The 23,079-nt window shown below is 58.7% G+C and carries 16 protein-coding genes; 8 read left to right on the top strand and 8 right to left on the bottom strand.

The window, feature by feature from the left end:
- Positions 1-138: 138 nt before the first annotated feature.
- Both ACI5GA_RS21445 and ACI5GA_RS21440 read left to right on the top strand, forming a co-directional pair.
- A complete protein-coding gene (locus ACI5GA_RS21445) occupies positions 139-1,260 on the top strand; it encodes a DUF3182 family protein (RefSeq protein ID WP_421424199.1) in 1,122 nt (373 codons plus the stop codon).
- Complete coding sequence (locus ACI5GA_RS21440; RefSeq protein ID WP_404637160.1) at positions 1,244-2,014, top strand: alpha/beta hydrolase family protein; 771 nt, start codon at positions 1,244-1,246, stop codon at positions 2,012-2,014. Before ACI5GA_RS21445 ends, ACI5GA_RS21440 begins: the two co-directional genes overlap by 17 nt.
- Positions 2,015-2,153: 139 nt before the next feature.
- On the opposite strand, the gene ACI5GA_RS21435 is transcribed toward ACI5GA_RS21440, so the two are convergent.
- Entirely contained in the window at positions 2,154-3,365 is a 1,212-nt protein-coding gene (locus ACI5GA_RS21435; protein ID WP_421424198.1) for a zinc-dependent alcohol dehydrogenase, read from the bottom strand.
- Positions 3,366-3,581: 216 nt separating this feature from the next.
- Between ACI5GA_RS21435 and ACI5GA_RS21430 the strand changes: the two genes are divergently transcribed.
- On the top strand, positions 3,582-4,586 hold the full coding sequence (locus ACI5GA_RS21430) for a ketopantoate reductase family protein (RefSeq protein WP_421424197.1): 1,005 nt from the start codon (positions 3,582-3,584) through the stop codon (positions 4,584-4,586).
- Between the two features lie 173 nt (positions 4,587-4,759).
- Here ACI5GA_RS21430 and garD read toward each other — a convergent pair whose 3' ends face one another.
- The 7 genes from garD to ACI5GA_RS21395 all read right to left on the bottom strand — a co-directional run bounded on the left by garD (position 4,760) and on the right by ACI5GA_RS21395 (position 13,750).
- Positions 4,760-6,313: a galactarate dehydratase gene (gene garD, locus ACI5GA_RS21425; protein WP_404637154.1), complete on the bottom strand. Its 1,554-nt coding sequence runs from the start codon at positions 6,311-6,313 to the stop codon at positions 4,760-4,762.
- Between the two features lie 10 nt (positions 6,314-6,323).
- Positions 6,324-7,700, bottom strand: a complete 1,377-nt coding sequence (locus ACI5GA_RS21420; protein ID WP_421424196.1) for an MFS transporter — start codon at positions 7,698-7,700, stop codon at positions 6,324-6,326.
- 251 nt (positions 7,701-7,951) lie between these two features.
- Positions 7,952-8,863 (bottom strand): 5-dehydro-4-deoxyglucarate dehydratase, encoded by a 912-nt coding sequence (gene kdgD, locus ACI5GA_RS21415; protein WP_404637150.1) that lies wholly within the window; start codon positions 8,861-8,863, stop codon positions 7,952-7,954.
- A gap of 367 nt (positions 8,864-9,230) precedes the next feature.
- Complete coding sequence (locus ACI5GA_RS21410; protein ID WP_404637542.1) at positions 9,231-9,980, bottom strand: FadR/GntR family transcriptional regulator; 750 nt, start codon at positions 9,978-9,980, stop codon at positions 9,231-9,233.
- A 117-nt stretch (positions 9,981-10,097) separates the two neighbouring features.
- Positions 10,098-11,834 carry an ABC transporter ATP-binding protein/permease gene (locus tag ACI5GA_RS21405; RefSeq protein ID WP_421424195.1) on the bottom strand — a complete coding sequence of 579 codons (1,737 nt, stop codon included), beginning with the start codon at positions 11,832-11,834 and terminating at the stop codon, positions 10,098-10,100.
- Positions 11,835-11,933: 99 nt separating this feature from the next.
- Positions 11,934-12,494, bottom strand: a complete 561-nt coding sequence (locus ACI5GA_RS21400) for a response regulator transcription factor (RefSeq protein ID WP_404637146.1) — start codon at positions 12,492-12,494, stop codon at positions 11,934-11,936.
- Positions 12,491-13,750 carry an ATP-binding protein gene (locus ACI5GA_RS21395; protein ID WP_404637144.1) on the bottom strand — a complete coding sequence of 420 codons (1,260 nt, stop codon included), beginning with the start codon at positions 13,748-13,750 and terminating at the stop codon, positions 12,491-12,493. The genes ACI5GA_RS21400 and ACI5GA_RS21395 overlap by 4 nt, the downstream gene beginning before the upstream one ends.
- A 233-nt stretch (positions 13,751-13,983) precedes the next feature.
- Between ACI5GA_RS21395 and ACI5GA_RS21390 the strand changes: the two genes are divergently transcribed.
- From ACI5GA_RS21390 to ACI5GA_RS21370, 5 genes are all read left to right on the top strand, one after another.
- Positions 13,984-14,700: an SIMPL domain-containing protein gene (locus tag ACI5GA_RS21390; protein WP_421424194.1), complete on the top strand. Its 717-nt coding sequence runs from the start codon at positions 13,984-13,986 to the stop codon at positions 14,698-14,700.
- A gap of 253 nt (positions 14,701-14,953) precedes the next feature.
- Positions 14,954-17,152, top strand: coding sequence for an HET-C-related protein (locus ACI5GA_RS21385; RefSeq protein WP_421424193.1), 2,199 nt, complete (start codon positions 14,954-14,956; stop codon positions 17,150-17,152).
- 29 nt (positions 17,153-17,181) lie between these two features.
- Complete coding sequence (locus ACI5GA_RS21380; protein ID WP_404637138.1) at positions 17,182-19,347, top strand: HET-C-related protein; 2,166 nt, start codon at positions 17,182-17,184, stop codon at positions 19,345-19,347.
- 105 nt (positions 19,348-19,452) lie between these two features.
- A complete protein-coding gene (locus ACI5GA_RS21375) occupies positions 19,453-21,051 on the top strand; it encodes an ABC transporter substrate-binding protein (RefSeq protein ID WP_404637136.1) in 1,599 nt (532 codons plus the stop codon).
- A 284-nt stretch (positions 21,052-21,335) separates the two neighbouring features.
- Positions 21,336-22,964, top strand: a complete 1,629-nt coding sequence (locus tag ACI5GA_RS21370) for an ABC transporter substrate-binding protein (protein WP_404637134.1) — start codon at positions 21,336-21,338, stop codon at positions 22,962-22,964.
- Positions 22,965-23,079 lie beyond the last annotated feature (115 nt).

Below are 23,079 nucleotides of genomic sequence, written 5' to 3'. Positions count from 1 at the left end.
GAACTAACGTGGCCTGAGCCTCTTCTTAGCTGATGACACCCCAGCGCTGTCGATGATGGCTGCGTCACCCACGTCGCTACCACTGGCAAGCCGGGCTGCTACACAAACGGCGGCGTGCGTTGCACAGGGAGTTCGCCCATGAGCGAATCATGCAGCACTGCAAAGTCTGAAGTCGTACTGCTGGCCACGCACAAGAAGCTGGCAACCCATGAAGTGGTGGTGCAGCAGGCTCTGGCCGAGCGCATCGCCGGGCTGTTGGGGGCGACGTTCGTCGGTGATTACGATCCGGCGTTACACAAGGGTCAAGCCCTCTATTACATCCCGTCCGACACGCTGATCGGCAAGAAAGCTGGCGATGCGCTGAGCATTCATACGGTCGATGACTTCTTCGGCGGCTTGATCGATTTCCCGTTCATGGCAACCAAGGCCATTTCTCATCCCCTGTTGAAAGACGCCACCGCTCAACCACCGGGCTGGTCAACACGCTTTTTTGAAGACGCGGGCGATTCGGTGCTCAACGGCTTTAGCGTGTTCAACGAGGCTGACGCACGACGCGCCGGTCGGCAGTTGCTTGAAGACGGCCCCGTGCGCATCAAACCCGTGTTGGCCACTGCGGGTCGTGGCCAGGTCGTGGTGACGTCCGAAAGCGAACTCGATCAGGCCCTCGCGCAGCAGAACATGACCGAGGTCAGCGAATGGGGCCTGGTGCTGGAAGAAGACTTGCATGACGTAATCACGTACAGCGTTGGCCAGGTTCAGGTGGCCGGCATGACCGTCAGCTACCACGGCACTCAACGCCTGACCAAAGACAACCACGGCGAACAGGTCTACGGGGGCTCGCAGTTGTGGCTGGTGCGCGGCGATTACGAGGCGCTGCTCACCCTCGACCTTGACGACGACGTGCGTCGCTCCGTGACTCAGGCCATGCGCTATGAAAAAGCCGCACTGACGTGCTTTCCCGACTTCCTCGCCTCGCGCCGCAATTACGACATCGCTCATGGCACCAACGCGCGGGGGCAAGTCTGCTCAGGGGTGTTGGAGCAATCATGGCGCATCGGTGGCGCCAGCCCTGCGGAGATCGAGGCGCTGGTGGCCTTCGCGGCGGATCCCTCATTGCAGCGCATCGGCGCGTCCAGTCACGAAATCTACGGCCCCGCCACCCTGCCCGCTCAGGCCCATGTTCTGTACGAAGGCGACGATCCCGACGTCGGTCTTATCAGCAAATTCACACAGGTCCAGCCTTATGACCGTACGCAGTGAAACCATCGACATCCACGTCAGCGACGAAACCATTTCCGGCACCATCCTCACCCCCGGCGCGAAAATGCCCGGCATTCTGTTCGTCCACGGATGGGGCGGGAGCCAGCAACGCGACCTCGCTCGGGCGAAGAACATCACGGGGCTGGGCTGTGTGTGCCTGACCTTCGATTTACGCGGCCATGAACGCACGCACGAAATGCGCGCCTCGGTCTCTCGGGAACACAGCATGGAGGACTTACTGGCCGCCTATGACCGACTTGCCAGCCACCCGGCGGTGGATAACAACGCCATCGCGGTGATCGGCAGCAGCTACGGGGGATATTTGGCGACCATTCTCAGTGGAATGCGCCCGGTGAAGTGGCTGGCGCTGCGCGTGCCCGCGCTGTATTGGGACGCTGACTGGGACATGCCCAAACAGGCGCTGGACCGAGACAAGCTGGCCCATTACCGGCGCTCGGCGGTCACAGCGGCGGACAATCGCGCGTTGGCGGCGTGCAAGGAGTTTCAGGGGGATGTGCTGCTGGTCGAGTCCGAGCAGGACGACTACGTGCCCCATGCAACATTGATGAGTTATCGCACAGCGTTCGACCTGGCCCATTCGCTGACCTATCGGCTGCTCGACGGTGCGGATCATGGGTTGAGCAGCGACACCAGCCAGCATGCGTACACGACCTTGCTGACCGACTGGATCAGCGAGATGGTCATTGGTTCGCGGTTGGTGGATTACCCACATCATTCGCCGGCGTATTCCTGAGGCCGAGTGATATTTCCTCAACAAACACCACTCCCCTGTGAGAGCCGACTTGCTGGCGAAAGCGTTGTGTCATTCAGAGCCATGCGCCCTGACACGCCGCACTCGCCAGCAAGCCGGCTCCCAGAAAGGTAACGCAGCGCTACAACTGCCCATCATTCGCCGACGCATCCACCCGGCTATCGAAACCCGGTGTAAGAATAATCTTGCGACAATCCTCTTCCTTCTTGTCGAAGATCGCATACCCCTCTGGGGCCTCTTCCAGCGACAGGCGATGGGTGATGATCGCTTCAGGGGCCAGTGCCCCCTCTTCAATCAACGACAGCAGCCCCGGCAAATGACGATGCACATGGGTCTGGCCCATTTTGAATGTCAGCCCTTTGTCGAACGCGTCGCCAAACATGAAGCCGTGAATGAACCCAGAGTAAACGCCCGCGACGCTGACCGTACCACCGCGTCGCACGGCCGCAATGCACTGGCGCAGGGCCTTACCGCTGCTGCCTTCGAGCTTGAGTGTGGCGAGAATGGTTTCGGTGGTGCTGCCTTTGGCTTCGAAGCCCACGGCATCGATCACCGCGTCGACGCCTCGCAGGCCTGACGTCTGACGCACGATGGTGTCCGCCGGGTCATCGTCTTCATCAAAATTGACCGGAATCGCGCCATAGGTGAATTGCGCGTACGCCAGCCGATACGCATGGTGATCAACCATGAAAATCTTTTCGGCTCCGAGCATTTTCGCGCAGGCAGCACTCAGCAGTCCGACAGGCCCCGCGCCATAAATTGCGACGCTTGAGCCTTTTCCCACCCCCGCATTGAGCACCGCCTGCCAGGCGGTGGGCAGAATGTCCGACAGGAACAGCACCTTTTCGTCCGCCAACGTGCCCGGCACCTTGAACGGTCCCACATTGCCCTTGGGCACTCGCACATATTCCGCCTGCCCGCCCGGCACCCCGCCGTACTGATGGCTGTAGCCAAACAAGGCAGCTCCGGGCGCAATCGACTTCTTGTTCAGAATCGCTCCGCGCCCGGTGTTGGTGGTTTCGCAGGCGGCGAACGCCTCCATCTGACAGAAGAAACAGCTCCCACAGGCGATCACGAACGGGATGACCACACGATCACCTGCCTTGACGGCGGTGACCTGCGGCCCGACCTCTTCAACGATGCCCATGAACTCATGCCCGAAAATATCGCCCTGTTCAGTGGCCGGAATCTTGCCGCGATACAGGTGCAGGTCCGAACCACAAATGGCCGTTGCGGTGACCTTCAACAACACGTCATCGGGTTCCTGGATGACCGGATCGGCGACGGTTTCGACCCGGACATCGTGGGCGCCGTGATACGTCAATGCACGCATGAACTTCTCCTTGGCCCGCAGGCCAGAGCGCTTCCAAGAGGCATGCAATAAGGATAGGCGGGCGTGGGGTGAAGTTCAGGTATCGAGGCAGCAAGTGACCAGCGGGCAAATCCATATCCGGATGCAAACCACCCTCCCACAGGGGCCTCGCTGTTTGTTTGGATTCAGGCAATATGGCGCAACGACCTGAAACAACTTCAATCGGCGGGAGCCCTTATGAATTCAGCCCCCTTGCGGATCTGCATCGCTGGCGCAGGCGCTATCGGTTGTACGCTGGCCGCGCGGATCGCCCTGACCGGGCGCCCCGTGAACGTTTTCGCCCGTGGCCGCACGCTTGAAGCGCTGCAACGCAACGGCATTCACCTTCAAGACTTACAGGGCCGCCATCACGTCAAAGTCAACGCCAGCGACAATGCGCAGACATTGGGCGAACAGGACATTGTCTTTCTCTGCACCAAGGCCCCTTCTCTGAGCGGTTTGTTACCCAACATCGCCCCGTTGATCGGCCCGAATACCGTTGTGGTGCCCGTGATCAACGGCGTGCCATGGTGGTATTTCCATGGCGAGGGCGGTCAATTCGATGGCCATCGCGTTGAATCGGTCGACCCTGACGGCCGCATCACCGATACGCTGAATCTGCATCAGGTCATTGGCTGCGTCGTCTTTATCACCGCGCAAAGCTCGGCCCCGGCCGTGGTGAAAACCCACAACCCGTATCGCATCATTTTCGGTGAGCTGAACAACGAATTGACGCCACGTCTGGACGAACTGGTGGCGCTGATCGAAAGCGCAGGCATCGAGGCCCATGGCACCGACCGCATTCGTGATCAGCTCTGGACCAAGATCATCGCCAACCTGACGTCAAACCCCGTGTCAGTGGTGACCGGCGCCACGCTGGAGCAGATCTACGGCCTGCCGGACATGAAAGATCTGGCGCTGGCGACGTTTACCGAAGCGATGCAGGTGGCGACGGCATACGACGCAAAACTGGGGATGGAGCCTGCGACGTTCATGCAGTTCGGCGCCAGCATGGGACCGGTGCGCACGTCAATGTTGCAGGATTTCGACAAGGGCTTGCCGCTGGAACTGGCAGCGATAGGGGACGCAGTGCTGGAATTGGCGGAGAAGGTGAATATTGCGATGCCGATCACCAGGACCGTGCTGACGCTGGCGCGATTTTGCGGGGAGCATCCGCACCATAAGGAGCATGGGCGGCATTGAGTCCAGGCTGATGATCGTGTCCGCGCATGATCGTTCCCATGCTCTGCGTGGGAATGAATCACGTGACGCTCCGCGTCACCGGACGCAGAGCGTCCTGGACTGCATGCCCACGCAGAGCGTGGGCACGATCACATCGCGAATGAATTCGCTCCCACAGGGATCAACACTGAGCGTTATGTAATCGGCGCCGGGTTGAACAGGGTGATGTCGTTGTGCAAACGATAGTGCTCGGTCCAGGTCTTCTTCTTGCCGCTGGCGACATCGAGATAGAAATGGAACAGCTCCCAGCCCAGGTCCTCGATGCTCGCGCGACCGGTGGCGATGCGTCCGGCGTCGATGTCGATCAGGTCCGGCCAGCGATGGGCCAGCTCGGTCCGGGTCGACACTTTCACCACCGGTGACATGGCCAAGCCATACGGCGTACCCCGTCCAGTGGTGAACACGTGCAGGTTCATCCCGGCCGCCAGTTGCAGCGTGCCACAGACAAAGTCACTGGCAGGCGTCGCACAGAAGATCAAACCTTTGCGGCTCACCCGCTCGCCAGGGCCCAGCACCCCGTTGATCGCGCTATTGCCGGATTTGACGATCGACCCCAAGGATTTCTCGACAATGTTCGACAACCCGCCCTTCTTGTTGCCCGGCGTGGTGTTGGCGCTGCGATCCGCTTCGCCGCGGGCCAGGTAACGGTCGTACCAGTCCATCTCACGCACCAGTTCTTCGGCCACTTGCGTGGTTTCGGCGCGGGAAGTGAGCAGGTAAATCGCGTCACGCACTTCGGTCACTTCCGAGAACATCACTGTGGCGCCCGCGCGCAGCAGCAAGTCCGAGGCATAACCCAAGGCCGGGTTGGCGGTGATGCCGGAGAAGGCGTCACTGCCGCCGCATTGCATGCCCAGAATCAGCTCGGACGCCGGAACGGTTTCCCGACGACGCTGGTCGAGCTTCTTCAAACGCACTTCGGCCAACTCCATGATCTGCTCGATCATTTCGTTGAAGCCGTGCTTGGAATCCTGCAACCGATACATCCACTCATCGCTCAGGTCGACCGACGGGTCGTTCTGATGCATCACTTGCTCGGCCTGCAACTTCTCGCAACCCAGACCAATCACCAACGCTTCGCCACCCAGGTTCGGGTTGCGCGCCAGGTTGCGCACGGTGCGAATCGGGATGTACGCGTCCTTGGCGGTGATCGCCACGCCACACCCGTAGGTGTGGGTGATGGCGACCACGTCGTCAACGTGCGGGTATTTGGGCAGCAGCTCTTCGCGAATGCGCTTGACCGCAAAGTCCAACACGCCCGTGACGCACTGAACGGTGGTGGTGATGCCGAGAATGTTGCGCGTACCGACGGTGCCGTCGGCGTTGCGATACCCCTCGAAGGTAAAGCCTTCCAGCGGCTCGCCACGCCCCGGCACATCAGTGGAAAGCGGCAAGCTGTCCAGCGGCGGCGCGCTCGGCATGCGCAATTGATCTTCCTTGACCCAACTGCCGCGCGGAATCGGTTGCAGGGCATACCCGATGGTTTGCCCGTAACGAATCACTTCCCCACCCTCGGGGATGTCCACGGTGTTGACTTTATGGCTCTGGGGCACGTTATCGATGGTCACCAGGCCATTATCGAATTCTGTCCCCGCCGGTACGCCCTGGTCATTGACCACGACGACAACGTTATCGCGCTCATGCAAGCGGATGTAACGCGGCGAGTCGGCATGTTGAATCAAGTTCATCACGGTTTCCTCAGGATTTTGCTTGAGAAAGTTCACTGGCTTCGCTGGCCAGTGAATCACCCTGCGTCGGGGTGTCTTTCAATTCCACACGTTTGATCTCGCCCACGATGAACACGTAGCTGATCACCGCTACCAGCGCGTTGGCGCCGACGAACACCAGTGCCCATTTGAACGAGCCAGTGGAACTGATGATGTAGCCGATGACGATCGGGGTGGTGATCGAAGCGATATTACCGAACATGTTGAACAGACCGCCGCTCAGACCGGCGATTTGTTTCGGCGAAGCGTCAGACATCACCGCCCAGCCCAGTGCGCCCACGCCCTTGCCGAAGAAAGCCAATGCCATGAAGCCCACCACGACCCATTCGATGTCCACGTAGTTGCAGGTCACGATGGAGGTCGACAGCAGCAGACCACCGATGATCGGCACTTTGCGCGAGAAGGTCAGCGAGTTGCCGCGACGCAGCAGCCAGTCGGAGATGACCCCACCGAGCACACCACCGACGAAGCCGCAGATCGCAGGCAACGAGGCGATGAAACCGGCCTTGAGGATGGTCATGCCGCGCTCTTGCACCAGGTACACCGGGAACCAGGTCAGGAAGAAGTAGGTGATGCCGTTGATGCAGTACTGAGCCAGATAGATACCCAGCATCATGCGATTGGTCAGCAGTTGCTTCACGTAGTCCCATTTCGGACCACCGGATTTCTTGCCCTTGCCCTGATCGTTGTCCATGTCGACCATGCCGCCGTTGTTGGCGATGTGGTCGAGTTCGGCCTTGTTGATCATTGGGTGGTTGCGCGGGCTGTGGATGATTTTCAGCCAGATCAGCGAGAACACGATACCTACGCCGCCCATCACCACGAACACGTGCTGCCAGCCGAAGGTGAAGACGATCCAGCCCATGATCGGGGCGAACAGCACGGTGGCGAAGTATTGCGCCGAGTTGAAGATCGCCGAGGCGGTGCCGCGCTCGGAGGTCGGGAACCAGGCCGCAACGATGCGCGCGTTGCCGGGGAACGATGGCGCTTCGGCCAGGCCCACTAAAAAGCGCAGCATGAACAGCGCAACGATGGCGGTGGAAAGGCCGAATTCACCGACATAGCCTTGCAGCACGGTAAACAGCGACCAGGTGAAAATGCTCAGTGCGTAGACTTTCTTCGAACCGAAACGGTCGAGCAGCCAGCCGCCTGGGATCTGGCCAGCCACGTAAGCCCAGCCAAAAGCAGAGAAGATGTAACCGAGGGTGACTGCGTCGATGCCGAGGCTTTTTTGCAGGCTGGAACCGGCGATAGCGATGGTGGCACGGTCGGCGTAGTTGATCGTGGTGACCAAGAACAGCATGAGCAAGATCAAATAGCGGACGTGCGTCGGCTTGGTTTTTTGCATGTTCGAAAACTCCCACTCATTATTTTTTTACGCGGGTTAAACGATTTTTTATGTGTGTGCCGCTCGCCTCTGCCCCTAAATTCAGACGCGATTGAAGCTATTTGTCACGGTGGTGCCTAGGGTAGAACTCACGCACGGGCGACCTTGCCAGCGCAGTGCTGCTCAAAAAGGGAAAGCCTGGACCTTGCGAAAACAAAGCCCCGACGGCAAAAAACCGCTGATCGCTCAGCGGTTTTGCGAAAGGTCGGCGATTACTGCTGGCCTTGCTTGTCCATCAGCGCAGCGAGCATTTCGAACTCTTCTGCGGTCAGGTCGGTCAGCGGTGCGCGGACTGGGCCTGCGTCGTAGCCAGCGATTTTCGCGCCTGCTTTGACGATGCTGACGGCGTAACCAGCTTTACGGTTACGGATGTCCAGGTATGGCAGGAAGAAGTCGTCGATCAGTTTGCCAACGGTGGCGTGATCGTCTTTGGCGATGGCGTGGTAGAAGTCCATGGCCAGCTTCGGTACGAAGTTGAACACGGCGGACGAGTAAACCGGCACGCCCAGCGCCTTGTAAGCAGCGGCGTAGACTTCAGCGGTCGGCAGACCGCCCAGGTACGAGAAGCGGTCACCCATGCGACGGCGGATCGAAACCATCAGTTCGATGTCGCCCAGGCCGTCTTTGTAGCCGATCAGGTTCGGGCAACGCTCAGCCAGTTGCTCCAGCAGCGCTGGGGTCAGGCGGCAAACGTTACGGTTGTAGACAACAACGCCGATCTTGACCGATTTGCAGACCGCTTCAACGTGAGCGGCAACGCCGTCCTGGCTGGCTTCGGTCAGGTAGTGAGGCAGCAGCAGCAGGCCTTTGGCACCCAGACGCTCGGCTTCTTGAGCCTGTTGAATCGCTTGACGGGTCGGACCACCCACGCCAGCCAGAATTGGCACGCTCTTCTCGCAGGTATCAACGGCAGTTTTGATGATCTCGGAGTATTCGCTGCCCGACAGGGAGAAGAACTCACCGGTGCCGCCAGCGGCGAACAGGGCAGAGGCGCCGTACGGGGCCAGCCACTCCAGACGTTTGATGTAGCCAGCGCGGTGGAAATCGCCCTGGGCATTGAAATCGGTAACCGGGAAGGACAGCAGACCGTGGGAGAGGATGGACTTCAGTTCTTGTGGATTCATTATTCGAACACCCTGGGAAGCTAATTGTAAGAATGGATCACCAGACCTGCGCTGATGTCGTAAGTCATCGTACAACTAGGAATGACATCTCTCAATAGGGGAAGCGAATTATTTATCCAAGGAAGGGACGAGTGGTGAATGGGCTTGAGAAAGTGACGCCACAGCGCTTGATTCTGGCCAAAGGCCGTAGGAGCCTGGCTCGCCCGCGATCTGGCGCGAAGCGGCAGCCAAGGCTGCGCACGCGGCGTGCCAGATGTACTGAGTGGTGAGGTTTTGCTCCTGCTGCGCAGAGGATCGTCAGCAAGCTGGACGCCTACGCCCTTCGGCCAGAACCAGACCTGCTGACTTCACATCAGGTCATACGACCTCAAGCCCGCTGCGACTCCGCTTCTTCATGCGCATGACGCAACCGCTCGCGGCTGTTGGTCAGGTGCAGACGCATGGCAGCACGGGCGGCATCGGAATCCTGACGCGCGATGGCGTCGTAGATTTCTTCGTGCTCGCGGCTCAGACGGGTCATGTAATGCTGCTGGTCATCATGGGCCAGGCGCGCCGAGTTCAGCCGCGTGCGCGGAATGATGCTGGTGCCCAGATGATTCATGATGTCGGTGAAATACCGGTTGCCCGTGGACAGCGCAATCGCCATGTGGAACTGGAAATCAGCACCGACGGCATCAGTGGCATGGGCCGCGCTTTCATTCAAGGCATCAAGGGCAGCGCGCATGTCGGCCAGTTGTTCAGTGGAACGACGCTGGGCGGCAAGACCGGCAGACTCCACTTCAAGGCTGATGCGCAACTCAAGAATCGCCAGAACATCACGCAAGGTGACAATGGTCGCCGGATCGATACGGAAACCGCTGGTGCTGGGTACATCGAGTACGAAGGTGCCGATCCCGTGGCGGGTTTCGACCAGGCCGGAAGCCTGCAGGCGTGAAATGGCTTCACGGACGACAGTGCGACTGACACCCTGCTCTTCCATGATCGCGGACTCGGTGGGCAATTTGTCGCCACGCTTGAGTTCGCCGTTGCGAATGCGCTCGGAGAGTTCGGTCACCAACTCCTGCGCGAGGCTGCGGTGCTTTCTACGTGCGCGAGGCGGAGCACTCTGATTTTCCATATCCAACAGGCATCTCTAAATACGGTGAAAGGCTCATCATAGCTCACCGGGTTGTACGATCACATAACAAACCCGGCGACTTCGTAGGTTTTTGCGGCACTTTGGCTCAATCGGACCTCAGATGACCGTTTCAGGACGGGGCTGCTCCTGCAAATGCCCGCCCTCGATGCGCACGTGGCGACGATGGAAACGCTTCAGGCTGCTGCGATGGCCGATGCTGAGCAGCGTCACGCCAGGCAACTCGTCGATCAGCGCCTGATACAGCGCGGCTTCGTCCTCTTCGTCCATGGCAGACGTGGCCTCGTCGAGGTACAGCCAATCGGGCGCAAACAAGAGTGCGCGGGCGAACGCCACACGTTGCTGCTCGCCTGGGGAAAGCACGCGCTGCCAGTGATTGCTTTCGTCCAGACGCGGCACCAGATGGCTCAGGCGGCAGGTGTCCAACACCTGAGCAAAGCGCTCGGCGGGATAAACGTCCGGCGTCAGGGGATAACTCAATGTTTCACGTAAGGTGCCAATCGGCAAATAGGGCTTTTGTGGCAGGAATAGATAGCGCCCTTCTGGCAATTTCACCTCGCCCGCGCCGTCACTCCACAACCCGCCCATGGCCCGTAGCAAGGTACTTTTACCACTGCCGGAACGGCCACTCAGCATCACGTGCTCACCTGCGGAGATGTTGATGCTGGCCTGATCCAGCAATTGTCGGTCACCCGCCAGATCCAGCGTCAGGCGCTCAAGCTTCAGCGTGTTGCCCGCATGATGCAGTTGAATCGTCGAAACCCGCTCTTCGTTCTCGGCCATGGCATCACGGAATGCCAGCAGACGATCAGACGTCGCTCGCCACCCCGCCAGCGTCACATAGGCATCGATGAACCAACTGAAGCTCTCTTGAACATTGCCGAATGCCGAGTTGATCTGCATCAGCTCGCCCAATTCGATCTTGCCGGAGAAATAACGGGGAGCCGCAACCACGAACGGGAAAATGATCGCGATCTGGCCATAACCGGTCGTGAAGAATTTAAGACGCTTCTGCACGCCCATGATTTGCCAGAAATTGCCCCAGACCAACGCGAAACGGGATGTCAGCCTGCGGTTCTCATTGGCCTCGCCGTCATACAGGGCGATGCTTTCAGCGTTTTCACGAATACGGACCATGGCAAAACGCAGGTCCGCTTCATAACGTTGCTGCTTGTTGCTCAGCCCGATCAACCGCCGCCCGATGAGATGGGCCAGCCAACTGCCGACGCCCGCGTACAGCAACGCACACCAGAACATGTAGCCCGGAATCTCGATGCCGAACACTTCGATGCTGCCGGACACGCCCCACAAAATGATCGAAAAGGACACCAGACTGACCACCGTGCTGATCAACCCCAGTACCAGCGACAATGTCGAGGACGTGAAACTGTTGAGGTCTTCACTCAAACGCTGGTCGGGGTTGTCGGTATATCCACCCTGCTCCAGCCGGTAGTAATTCTTGTGGTCGAGCCAGCGAGCGAAGTGCTTTTCGGTCAGCCAGGTCCGCCAACGAATGGTGAGCATCTGCGTCAGGTACAACCGATAGACCGCAGCCAGAATGGCAACGGCAGCAATGCCGCAGAAATACAGCATCAAGTGAGTGAAGGCCGCCAGGTCCTTCTGTTGCAAGGCGTTATAGAAATCCTTGTACCAACTGTTGATCCACACCGAGACCGCCACATCGAACAGCACAAGGGCGATCACAACGATCAGCAACACCCAGGCGATACGCTTTTCTTCACTGCGCCAGTACGGCGTGATCAGGTGCCAGACCTTATTGAAAAACTGGCCGCGGGACGTGTCGTTGGCCGCAGAATACTCAGCGTTTTGATTCATGTGATCACTCGGTGGCAGGCATTTAGTGGCGTTGGCACCAATGTGCCAGACGCCACACGCGATCTTCCATGAAGAAATCTTTAACTGGCGTTCCTCTGCTCAGCGGCGAACCGGGCGCTTCTGCAACTTGCGTTGAAGCGTTCGACGATGCATCCCGAGCGCCCGTGCCGTGGCCGAGATATTGCCCTCGTGCTCGGTCAACACCCGCTGAATGTGCTCCCACTGCAAACGGTCCACAGACATCGGGTTTTCTGGCACCAGGGTGTCCAGATCAGCGTGCTCGGACAGCAGCGCGGCCAGCACATCATCAGCATCGGCGGGTTTGCACAAATAGTTGCAAGCGCCGCGCTTGATGGCTTCGACCGCCGTGGCGATGCTCGAATAACCGGTCAGTATCAGGACACGCATTTCCGGGTCCAGTTCCAGCAGCTTGGGCAGCAGCACCAGACCGGAATCGCCTTCCATCTTCAGATCGACGGTCGCGTAATCGGGAATATCCTGCTGTGCAAGGGTCAGGCCCTCTTCGGCAGAACTGGCCGTGCTGACACGGAAGCCGCGACGCGCCATTGCGCGAGCCATTACGCGGGTGAAGGTGGCGTCGTCGTCCACCAGCAACAGGTGCGGCAACTCTTCGCCGTCGACCTGGGTTTCGTCAGTCATGCTTCATCTCCTGTTGCGTTCCGGGGCAGGCGCAGCTCGGTGAGCGTGCCGCCTTCCTCGTGAGGATAGAGTTTTACCGAGCCGCCTGCGCGGGTCACGCTGGCCTTGCTCAAAAACAGGCCCAGACCGAAGCCTTTGCCCTTGGTGGTGAAAAAGGGTTTGCCGATCTGTTCAGCGATGGCCAGCGGCACGCCTGCACCATGGTCGCGAATGGTGATGCTGATTTCCGTGACGTCCCAGTCCAGTGTCACCTCCAGCCCTTCCGCGCAGGCATCGGCCGCGTTGTTCAGCAAGTTCAGCAGGGCCTGGGTCAGATCGGGCGGCGGCGCGACCATCGGTACGTCGCCCTGCCCCAGACGCTGAAAACGGTACGTGGATTCGGGGCGCATCAGGTGCCAGCGATTCAGGGCTTGATCCAGCCAGTGGCTGACGGTCTGCTCCTGCACGGCCATCCGGCGATTGGCCTCGGCGGCGCGCACCAGTTGCTGCAAGGTTTCCTTGCACAGCTTGACCTGATCCTGCAGCACCGACAGGTCCTCCCTCAGCGCCGGATCCTTGTTGTCCTGCTGCATCTCTTTGAGCAGCACGCTCATGGTCGCCAGCGGCGTGCCCAGTTCATGAGCCGCCCCGGCCGCTTCAGTGGCCACGGCCAGCAATTGCTGATCACGCGCGCCTTCTTCGCGGCGCAGCGCGCGCATTTGTTCCTGACGACGCAGCTCTTCGGCCATCCGTGCGGCAAAAAAGGTGATCACACCGGCGGCCAGCGCGAAACTCAGCCACATGCCATAAATCTGCATTTTCTCGCGAGCGATGGCGAAGGCCGCTACCGGGTAGAAATTGGCGAGCATCAGGGTATACAGCGCCAGTGCGATGCCGGACAGGATCAGCGAGTAGCGCCATGGCAACGTGACCGCAGCGATGGTCAGCGGCACCAGGTAATAGGACACGAACGGATTGGTCGAGCCGCCGGAGAAATACAGCAGCGCACTGTGGATAAACAGGTCGAACGCCAATTGCACGGCGTATTCCAGCTCGGTCACCGGCCATGAAGTGCGTAACCGGATTGCCGTCAACAGGCAGACAATGGCCGAGAAACCGAGGGTGATGTCCAGTTGCAGCCATGGCAGGGACAGCAGATTGAACAAGTACGCAAAGCCCACCGAACCGGCTTGGGCACCCAAGACGAGAATACGGACGAACGTCAGACGCCAGAGGTTCTGGCGGGTAGCAGAGGTCAATTGTACGGGGGCGAGCATGAGCTCTCCTGATGAGCGCTCCAGGCGGATCCGGGCGAGTATAACCAAAGCGGCGCGGCTTGCCCCTAAAGTGCGTCAAAGCGCCACAGCAATGCGGGCCGTTGCTCTTGCTCTTCGTACGCGATAGCTCAGACGCCACCGGAACAAGATCCCGGGATGACAGTCTCATGGGCATCCGTTTGCCCTGACACTTCTCGTGCGCAGCGGACGGTTTGCCAAACAAGGAGTTTTCCATGCTCAGTCTTCGCCCCATTGCCACCCTGCTCGCCTTGAGCACAACGGCTCTCGCCAGCGTTCCGGCTCTGGCCAACGACGTTCATTACAACCAGGTGTCCGTCCGCGCCGAGGTCAATCAGGAAGTCCAGCGCGATCTGATGACCGTCACCGTGTACACCGAATCGCAGAACACCGATCCGGCCAAGCTGGCCGCTGAAATCACCGAATCCCTTAACAAAGCACTGGGCGAAGCCCGGCAGGTCAAGGACGTGACCATCCGCCAGGGCAGTCGTAACAGCTACCCGATCTACGACGACAAAGGCCAGAAGATCACCGGCTGGCGTGAGCGCGCCGAGCTTCGTCTGGAAAGCCCCGACTTCGCGGCTTTGTCCAAGCTGACCGGCGAACTGCTGGGCGGCGACATGAAAATGGGCGGCATGGATTTCTCCATTTCCGACCCGGCGCGCAAAGCCAGCGAAGACACCCTGCTCAAAGACGCCGTCACGGCCTTCAAGGCTCGCGCCCAATTGGTCACCGACGCACTGGGCGGCAGCGGCTACAAACTGGTGAACCTTAACCTGAATACATCCGGCTACCCTCAGCCTTACATGCGCGCGCCAGTCATGATGATGAAAGCGGCACGCGCCGATGCAGCACCGACCCCGGACGTCGAAGCAGGGACCAGCCAGGTCAGCGTCACGGCGGACGGCGTGATCGAAATCGCAATACCTTGATTCAATGCGGCGTCAGCCAAAAGCTGACGCCGCTTGCGGCACTTGCCTACTTGTACTACGCCCGCCCTCGATAAAAACCTTGCCGGTCCTGCCGTCTAGTCCTACCTGCCATGCCGAACCGGCTGATTTTCTCGCGTTCGCAAACGCCTAAAATTCGACCTTGAAGCCCCAGTGGCATGCACAGAAGGCAGGCCTGCTCCGGACACACCACACACGGACAGGCTGACTTACATCATTCAAGGAAGAATTCACCATGACATCCAATGCCCCCGCTCACCCGAGCGCTGACCGCTCTCGCCAGTACCTGCACAGCACGCTGATCCTCAATCAGTTGGCCCGGACCACAGAACGCCTCGATGAAACCGACGGTATCAACGCCCTGCAACACATTTTTGGCTACGACATTTCGCCGCTAGCCTGCCAGGATCTGTGGCGTTGTCTGCAGCAAGGCACTCTGCAATCCCCTGCACTCTTCCTGACCGACATTCCGGGCTTTCGCGCCGACTACGACAACCGGGACCGCATTATCCGTATCGACCGGACATTCTTTTCCAAGGCAACCGAACACCCCGACCATCACTGGGAGCTGCTATCGGTCCTGATACACGAATTCGGTCATCATCTGGACAATCTCTTGCGCCAGGACTTCAGCCGTCCCTCTGTCGGACTAGAAACGTTGTCTCAAGATGCCGAAGGCGAAGAGGGGCATCGCTTTTCCGCCTGGCTGATGTCGACGTGCGCCCCGGCTCAGGATCAGGTCACGATTGCGACACTGCACGAGGAGGCACATCCTGCGCGCGAGTACGCCGTCTCCTGGCAACAGGCACGGCAGGCCATCGAGGAGATGCTGGACGGCATTGACGACCGTATCGACAGTCAGCACCTGCTCCCCGACCGGGAGGGCTTCGAAGCAGGCAGCGACGATTCGCAAGGGCATACGCATCAAAACATCGAGTGGGTCCTGAGCGATCACGGCTTCAGTCGCAAGGAAGTGGACGCGGTCTACTTCGGCAATTGGCTACGCGATTATTCACAGGTGGTCGACCCCAAGATCACCCGAGGCGTCGATATGACCAAAGACTTCCCGGCCATCGTTTCGCGTCAGGCCTGGACAGATATTGTGGATGTTCTGGCGGCGAAAAAATTTATCGACCTGCGCATGGAATCCCCTGCCGAGATGAAAGTGACCACCGAACGCCTCGGTGTCTACCTGCCGCACGAACACCTCGACAATCCGTTAACCGTCTCCCCCGCCTTCCCGGACCCAAAAGAGCGAGACCCGGATTTCGAACCCTGGGTTTTGCCTGGAAACCCGCTGACAGAGATTGATCCCGAGACCTCGATGAAGCGCTATGTATCGCGGTCAGTGACCTACCTGCAGCAACAGATGCAACAGGCAATGAAGCATGGCCGCTCGCTGGAAGGTTTACGTCACTACGGCGCAGCATTGCATGTACTGGAAGACCTGTTCGCTCATTCGAACTTCGCCGAACTGAGCCTGATTCAACGCGGCCACGAGAACGTGATTCCCTGGACCGCAGCAGCGGCGAGTCGACACGATCTGGCACTGGTCACCGGCACGTTTGGCGGCAGCGATGTCATTGCGAGTCTGGCGGCACCTCTAGGGAAGATGCTGTTCTCCACCACCGATCTGGAATTTGAACTGACCCAGCCTGGCTACCGCTCTGATCGAGACAAGTTGATGGCGATCCTTCTGAGCGAGCATTCCAATCCGCAGTATCTGTCTGTCTTCAATGCCCTTCTGACCGTGCGCGACGAACTCATCAAACTCGCCAACGGATGGGGGCTGGACACGTTGAAATTCTATCGCTGGCTGATCTCCACACCGGCTGGGATTGTATTGAACGCCTACAACGGCGCGATGCGGGGTGTCTTCAGTTGGCTAGGAGACAGCATCGACGACGCTCAGACAGTGTTGGGCAGAGACCCGAATACCGATCCATCGGTCGAGCCTTCCCACTCGCAGTTGTCCAAGGATCACGCAGAACACCCGCTGCACGATCTGACAGCACAACTGGCACGTGAAGCAGTACGCCGTACGACCCTGGCCATGGTTGACCACTGGAACGGCCACACGACTGCCGACCCCATTGCCGTCGCGACGGCGTTTTTCTGTCATCCCGCCGACACCGATTGGCACCATGAGATCGTACGCACCTGGGTTGACGCTAATCCTGATCAACTGGAGCGGGCACAGTCCCGGACAGAACTCGACCGTGTGCACCAAAAGGCGGTTGAAGAGCTGCGCAGGCTCCACACCCAATTGGAGGCGGACAGCCAGCGATTCCTCGAACAAATGTTCGACCGCCAACATGGTGAGGCCAACAAGCATTTATCGCTCGTTGAACAGGCATTTCTGAACGCCTTCTCCGCAACCCCGTGGGGCAAGGCACTGCTGGAACTGATCACCCCGTCGACCCCTAAAACTTGACCCATTCCGATTCAAGGACGAATCCGACCATGACTGTTCAACCTCAAGCCATAACCTCTATCGCCTCAACCACCGTCCGGATCCAGAGCACGGTCGCGCTGGACATTTTGACCGGCATTGCTGCGAACCTGCCCCTGTCCGCCTTCACCGACGCCATGGCCCGCGTTTATAGCCAGGACATTCCTGAATGTGTCTATGCCGCGCTCCAGGGTGACCTGATCGCCGGCAAGATCCCGAATCCCGCAATTCTGCTCGACGCAGATGAGTATCTGGGCGATTACGACAACCGCCAGCGCGTCATCCGCATCCACCCCGAGCTTGTCCGCGATGCACTTAGCGGTGCTCGTTCTGATGTGTTGTTCGACGTCCTGCTGCACGAATTCGGCCATCACATCGATAACCTCCTGCGCCATGACTTCACTGATCTTCTCGACGGCGCCTCCCCTCTTCTGGCTGAGGATGCGTCGGGCGAAGAAGGCGCGCGGTTTTCACTGATGATGGCCTGCCTAGGCGCAAGTACCAGTGCGCGCCTGAAGATTGCCACCTGCCAGTACGCGCCGGACGCTGAGACCATCGACATCTCCGTAGGCTGGGAAGCGGCGCGCCAAAGCATCGTCCGACGCCACGACGCCAATACTGCCGACCATGATCATCGTCATGAAAACCCGAATCGTGAAGCCTTCGAAGCGGGGGATGGGCATGAGCAGAAAATGACCCACAGGGAAATCGAAAAGGTACTGAACAAGCATGGTTTCGATGAAGAGGCGCGTCAGTCGATCTACTTCGGTAACTGGCTGCGTGACTACTCACAGCTGCTCGATCCCAAAATCGTTCGATCCGTCGACATGCCAAAAGATTTCCCAGACGTGCTGTCACGTGAGGCGCTGACGAAAATCGTCGATGTGCTGTCCATCAAGCACTTCGCCGATCTGCGCAAGGCCTCTGCACAGGACTACACCGTCACACCCGACAAACTTGGCGTCTACCGGCCCAGCGAGCATATCGACAACCCCAGGACAACCAACGCGAATGCCGTCGACCCCATCACGCGCGACCCCGATTTTGAACCCGTCGTTCAGGATGGTGACCCACTTTTGGACGTCGATTACGACACGTCCATGAAACGCTACATCGAGCGTTCCATTGCGTTCATGGAAAGTGAACTGAGGGTTGCAATAAAGCACGGTCTCAGGCCTGAAGGTTATCGTGCGTTCGGATCGGCGTTGCATGTGCTGGAAGACTTTTTTGCGCACTCGAACTTCGTCGAACTCGCTTTGATCAAGAATGGACACGCCGAGGTCTTGCCTTGGACGTCGCCAGCCGATTGCGCGGCCGGTTTGCCACTAGTGACCGGAATGTTCGGTCCCAGCGACGCGCTGGCAAGCATTGGCGGTACGTTGGGAGATATTCTGTTTTCGATCGAGGATGTGACCTACCAACCTCAAAAACCGGGAGATCGCAGTACACGCGAGCAGATCCTGTCGATTCTGCTGGCTGAACACCACAATCCACGGTATCTGGAAATCTTCGAGGCATACCTGTCTACCAGGGACGCCTGGGTCGGCTTGCCGTTCGCTGACTTTCTCCAGCGCTGCGCCGCCTATCTGCAAGGCGCCTCGGGGGTGACGGGCAACGCGGTGGCCATTGCCATGAAAGAAGTGCTCAACCGACTCAGCCACAACGTGGATGACTGGCAGACGCGCTACGGTCAGGACCCACATGAAAACGGCTCAACCAATCCGACCCATTCACAACTGGCAAAAGATCATGCGGAACACCCACTGCATACACTGGCCGGTTCTCTTGCGGCGCATGCAGTGGGCAATGTCGCCAAGGCGATGGTTGATCGCTGGTATGGCGACCCGCATGCTGATCCTGTTGCTGTCGCCCGCTCCTTTTTCAAACACCCGGCTGACAGCGAATGGCAAGACGCTCCGGTCAAGGAATGGGCAGAGCGCAATCCGGAAGGCATTCGTCGCAGTGCCTCGAAAACCGAACTTCTGGACATTCGTCGCCACGCCGCCGAAACCGGGTATAGAGTCGTTGAACAAATGGAGAAAGATGGTCTTGCGTACCTGAATTTCATGCGCGGAGAGTTTCTCGACAAAGACTCGCCCCTCTGGGTGGTACTGAGATTTACGCTCATCGGTCTGGTGACACGCGCGCTTCTGATCAAGCTCGAAGTCATCAAGTGACCCTGCGGGACTGCTTGTCGTAAAACTCGGCAGTGCGGCATTCTCGACGCTCTATCATCCGTCAATGATGTTCAGGCACGACTGCCGCACTTGCATGAGGTTCACATGGAGAACACCTTTAAGCCGCTGCTTCTGGCGACTGCGATCACGTTGTGCGCCCCTGCTGTTCACGCTGCCAGCACCCTGGTGTACTGCTCGGAAGCCAGCCCGGCGGGCTTCGACCCGAGCCAATACACCAGCGGCACCGAGTTCGACGCTTCGGCCGAAACGGTCTTCAATCGCCTGACTCAGTTCAAACGAGGCGGCACTGAAGTCGAACCGGGACTGGCCACGAAATGGGACGTGTCCGAGGATGGCCTCACGTACACGTTCCATCTTCGCCAGGGAGTGAAATTCCACACCACCGATTACTTCAAGCCCAGCCGCGAATTCAACGCTGACGACGTGCTGTTCACGTTCAATCGTCTGCTCAACGCCGATGACCCTTTCCGCAAGGCCTATCCGTCCGAGTCGCCGTACTTCACCGACATGGACATGAACACCACCATCAAACAGGTGGAAAAAGTCGACGAGTACACCGTCCGCTTTCACCTGAACAACATCGATGCCGCGTTCATCCAGAACCTGGCGATGAGCTTTGCGTCCATTCAGTCCGCTGAATACGCAGCGCAACTGCTCAAGGAGGGCAAAGCCGCCGAGATCAACCAGAAGCCGATCGGCACAGGCCCCTTCGTCTTCAAGCGCTACCAAAAGGATGCGCAAATTCGCTACGCCGGCAACAAGGATTACTGGAAGCCCGACGACGTGAAGCTCGACAACCTGATCTTCTCGATCAACACCGACGCCGCCACCCGCCTGCAGAAGCTCAAGACCGGTGAATGCCAGATCAGCGGCTACCCTCGCCCGCAGGACATCGAAGAAGCGCAGAAAGACCCGAATCTGAAAGTGCTGAGCCAGCCGGGTTTCAATCTCGGCTTTCTGGCCTACAACGTGACTCATCCACCGCTGGACCAGCTCAAGGTGCGACAGGCGCTGGACATGGCCATCGACAAGCCCGCAATCATCAAGGCGGTGTATCAGGGCGCAGGCCAACTGGCGCAGAACGCCTTGCCGCCCGCTCAATGGGGCTATGACCCGAATATCAAAGACGCGCCCTACGATCCCGAAAAAGCGAAGCAACTGCTCAAGGAGGCAGGCGTTGCACCAGGGACGCAAATCAATCTGTGGGCCATGACCGTGCAACGCGCCTCGAACCCGAATGCACGAATGTCAGCGCAGATGATTCAGTCCGACTGGGCGAAGATCGGCATCAAGGCCAACATCGTCAGTTACGAATGGGGTGAATACATCAAGCGCGCCAAGGCTGGCGAACACGACGTGATGATCTATGGTTGGACAGGCGACAACGGCGATCCGGACAACTGGCTCGGCGTGCTCTACAGCTGCGCGGCGGTCAAGGGCAGCAACTACGCAAAATGGTGCAACCCCGGTTACGACAAGCTGGTGACCCAGGCCAAGCTGACCAGCCAGCGTGACGAGCGCATCAAGCTGTATCAGCAAGCACAGAACATCCTGAAAAACGACGTGCCGATCACCCCGATCGCCAACTCCAAAGTGTTCCAGCCCATGCGCAAGGAGGTGCAGGACTTCAAACTCAGCCCGTTCGGCCTGACGCCCTTCTATGGGGTGAGTCTGGCGAAATAGCACCACAAAAAAACAGCAGCGAAGTAACACTGCAGATACAAACGGGTGCATTCGCAACTGGCGAATGCACCAAAAATGCTCACTAAACATGCCGATATGCGACACGCAAACGTTTAACCACGTCAGGAATTATAGTTTTGCGACATTCGTGTACGTTCGTGCCACTCTTTGACACTTGTTTGGCGCCAGCATCTTGCTTTGGGTATGGCGCCTGCATAAGTATCCGCGGGATCGACTCAAAAGGTCGTACCCTCAATTAAAAAATGACAACAACTGAGGCCACCATGCTCAAAAAAGCGGTCATTCCGTTTCTTCTCGGCGCAGGTTTGATCGCCAGCGCTCCCTTCGCTCATGCAGCATCGAATCTGGTGTTCTGCTCCGAAGGCAGCCCCGCTGGTTTCGACCCAGGTCAGTACACTACCGGCACCGACTTCGACGCTTCGGCCGAGACCGTTTTCAACCGTCTGAGCCAGTTCGAACGTGGCGGTACCGCCGTTATTCCAGGTTTGGCCACCAGCTGGGACGTGACCCCGGACGGCCTGACCTACACCTTCCACCTGCGCGAAGGTGTCAAGTTCCACACCACGCCTTACTTCAAGCCGACGCGCGAATTCAATGCCGATGACGTGCTGTTCACGTTCAACCGCATGATCAACAAGGACGACCCTTTCCGTAAGGCGTATCCGACCGAATTCCCGTACTTCACCGACATGGCGATGGACACCAACATCACCAAGATCGAGAAGGTCGACGATCACACCGTCAAGATGACGCTGGGCACCGTCGACGCCGCCTTCATCCAGAACCTGGCCATGAGCTTCGCATCGATTCAGTCCGCTGAATACGCCGCCCAACTGCTCAAGGAAGGCAAGCCGGAAGACATCAACCAGAAGCCGATCGGCACTGGCCCGTTCGTCTTCAAGAGCTACCAGAAAGACTCCAACATCCGCTTCACCGGCAACAAGGATTACTGGAAGCCTGACGACGTCAAAGTCGACAACCTGATTTTCGCCATCACCACCGACGCTTCGGTGCGTGCCCAGAAGCTGAAAAAAGGCGAATGCCAGATCACCGCTTACCCGCGCCCAGCCGACCTGGCGCCGCTGAAAGCTGACCCTGCGCTGAAGATGCCTGATCAGGCGGGCTTCAACCTGGGTTACATCGCCTACAACGTGATGCCGCAAATCAAGGGCGAGACCAAGCCTAACCCGCTGGCCAAGCTGGAAGTGCGTCAGGCGCTGGACATGGCTGTCGACAAGAAAGCCATCATCGACGCGGTTTATCAGGGCGCAGGCCAACTGGCCGTCAACGCCATGCCGCCGACCCAGTGGTCTTACGACACCACCATCAAGGACGCCCCGTACGACGTCGCCAAAGCCAAAGAATTGCTGAAAAAGGCGGGCGTGGCCGAAGGCACCGAGATCACCCTGTGGGCGATGCCGGTTCAGCGTCCATACAACCCGAACGCCAAACTGATGGCTGAAATGCTCCAGAACGACTGGAAGAAAATCGGCATCAACGCCAAGATCGTTTCCTACGAATGGGGCGAATACATCAAGCGTGCGAAGAATGGTGAAAACGGCGCGATGCTGATTGGCTGGAGTGGTGACAACGGTGACCCGGACAACTGGCTCGGCACCCTGTTCGGCTGCGACGCCATCAATGGCAACAACTTTGCCAAATGGTGTGACAAGCCGTTCGACACCCTGATTCACCAGGCCAAGGAAACCACCGACCAGGCCAAGCGCACCGAGCTGTACAAACAGGCTCAGCACTTGCTCAAGGACGCGGTTCCGATGACCCCCATTGCGCACTCGACCGTTTACCAGCCAATGCGTAAAGAGGTGCAGGACTTCAAGATCAGCCCATTCGGTCTGAACTCGTTCTACGGCGTGAGCGTTAGCGGCAAGTAATACCTCCCCATGACTTCACGGTCGCGATATTTCTGATATCGCGGCCGTGTCGTTCTGTGCGTGATAGATACATGAAAATGACTATCGTTAGATGAGTAATCCGCGACACTAAGAA

It is taken from the genome of Pseudomonas sp. Pseu.R1, assembly GCF_045764065.1.
In the GTDB taxonomy this organism is placed as follows: Bacteria; Pseudomonadota; Gammaproteobacteria; order Pseudomonadales; family Pseudomonadaceae; genus Aquipseudomonas.
This window is presented reverse-complemented; position numbering and strand designations above follow the sequence as displayed.